This window comes from Megasphaera sp. AF13-6AC, assembly GCF_027685385.1.
GTDB classification, from domain to species: Bacteria; Bacillota; Negativicutes; order Veillonellales; family Megasphaeraceae; genus Megasphaera; species Megasphaera micronuciformis.
This window is the reverse complement of the sequence record NZ_JAQCUN010000213.1, coordinates 1-1,419: the sequence shown is the minus strand read 5'-3', so window position 1 is coordinate 1,419 and position 1,419 is coordinate 1. Positions and strand designations below refer to the sequence as shown.

4 protein-coding genes are annotated in these 1,419 nt (G+C 46.5%); 3 read left to right on the top strand and 1 reads right to left on the bottom strand.

Annotated features, from left to right (window positions below):
• The 3 genes from PGX78_RS08250 to PGX78_RS08240 form a co-directional block, all read left to right on the top strand.
• Positions 1 to 93, top strand: a 93-nt coding sequence (locus tag PGX78_RS08250; RefSeq protein ID WP_333524030.1) for a L17 family ribosomal protein, incomplete at its 5' end; no start/stop codon positions are given.
• An 83-nt stretch (positions 94 to 176) separates the two neighbouring features.
• Complete coding sequence (locus PGX78_RS08245) at positions 177 to 602, top strand: DUF3783 domain-containing protein (RefSeq protein WP_006943153.1); 426 nt, start codon at positions 177 to 179, stop codon at positions 600 to 602.
• 11 nt (positions 603 to 613) lie between these two features.
• Positions 614 to 1,081 carry an 8-oxo-dGTP diphosphatase gene (locus PGX78_RS08240; protein WP_270446463.1) on the top strand — a complete coding sequence of 156 codons (468 nt, stop codon included), beginning with the start codon at positions 614 to 616 and terminating at the stop codon, positions 1,079 to 1,081.
• A gap of 68 nt (positions 1,082 to 1,149) precedes the next feature.
• Here the strand turns inward: PGX78_RS08240 and PGX78_RS08235 are convergent.
• Positions 1,150 to 1,419: aldehyde dehydrogenase family protein (locus tag PGX78_RS08235; RefSeq protein WP_270446462.1), on the bottom strand; the 270-nt coding region annotated here is incomplete at its 5' end.

Sequence of the window (1,419 nt, the reverse complement as noted above, 5' to 3'; positions counted from 1 at the left end):
TACAAGGATCGCCAGGGCGGCTATACGCGTATCATCAAAGCCGGTGTCCGCCAAGGCGACGCCGCTCCGATGGTTATCATCGAATTGGTATAACAAACTTTCTGCAATGCAGGCGTATTGCAGCATAAAGCGTTGCAGGCAACTGCAACGCTTTTTTTGTAAGGGAGGAAATTCATATGTCATATAGAACCGTCTTGGCCTTGAACTTTGATGCCGAAAGATTGCGGCTTCTTAAGCATGTCAGTCTGATTTCGAAGGCTGCCGTCAGAGCCGTTACGGAAGAAGAAAAAGATGAAACCGTAGGGAAACTCTTGGGGTTATCGGAAGATGAAATTAAAGAAATTGCGGCCTTGGCCCAAGAAAGTGAAGAAGGCGTAGCCATACCTGAAGATGCAAAACCGGTTACTAAAGAAGCTATCGTTCTTTGCGGCTTCGATCGCAGTGCCGCCGGTGAACTTTTGGAAGCCATTAAGCGCGGTAAATTAAAGCATGTCCCCTTAAAAGCCATGTTGACACCCAATAATATATCATGGACCTTACGGACCGTTCTTTATGAACTCAATGAAGAACACGAACAGTTTAAGAAAATGGGTTCCAAGTAAGGGAGACGGGAATGAAACCGACCACCTTATGTTTTCCTGTGGACCCTGCGGGTCGCCTTCTCTTGGGATGTAAAAAGAGAGGCTTCGGAGCGGGCAAATGGAACGGCTTCGGAGGAAAGTTGGAAGGAAAGGAGACCTTTCGAGCTTGTGCCGTTCGGGAAGTCCGTGAAGAAGCGGGAATCAGGATAAATCCGGACGATTTGGACCTCATCGGGTTTTTAGATTTTCACTTTTCTAAAAAGCCGGAAGATGACCATATTACCTATATTTACATGACCGAAACTTGGCAAGGCGAACCCGTAGAGTCTGAAGAAATGAAGCCTGCTTTTTTCTTACCTGAAGAAATACCGTATGACCATATGTGGCAGGGGGATCGAATTTGGTTACCCCGCCTTTTACAGGGAGAAAAGGTTAAGGGACAAGTTATCTTCGATGATGACGGAGAAACGGTCAAGCATATGGAGCTATTCAATTTATAAATGAAGAGAGGCCTTACCCGAAGGGTAAGGCCTCTCTTTCTTAGGAGGTGAGATTGCTTTCTATATACTTAACTTTCGTACAAGCCCGAGGGGGCTTCGGAAAGGTTGATATAAATATTTTTCGTCTGTCTGTAGTGGTCGATGGTGGTTTTATCCGTTTCGCGACCGATACCGGATTCTTTATAGCCGCCAAACGGGGCACCTGCCGGAAGAGCATTATACGTATTGATCCAAATTCGACCGGTTTCAATGGAGTTGGCTACACGAATAGCCCTGTTAATATCACGGGTCCACACGGCACCGCCTAAACCGTATTCACTATCGTTGGCCATGGCGAT

Bases quoted from the DNA above. Each gene is read 5' to 3' on its own strand.
- PGX78_RS08240 (WP_270446463.1), top strand. From the start codon at position 614: ATGAAACCGACCACCTTATGTTTTCCTGTGGACCCTGCGGGTCGCCTT.
- PGX78_RS08245 (WP_006943153.1), top strand. From the start codon at position 177: ATGTCATATAGAACCGTCTTGGCCTTGAACTTTGATGCCGAAAGATTG.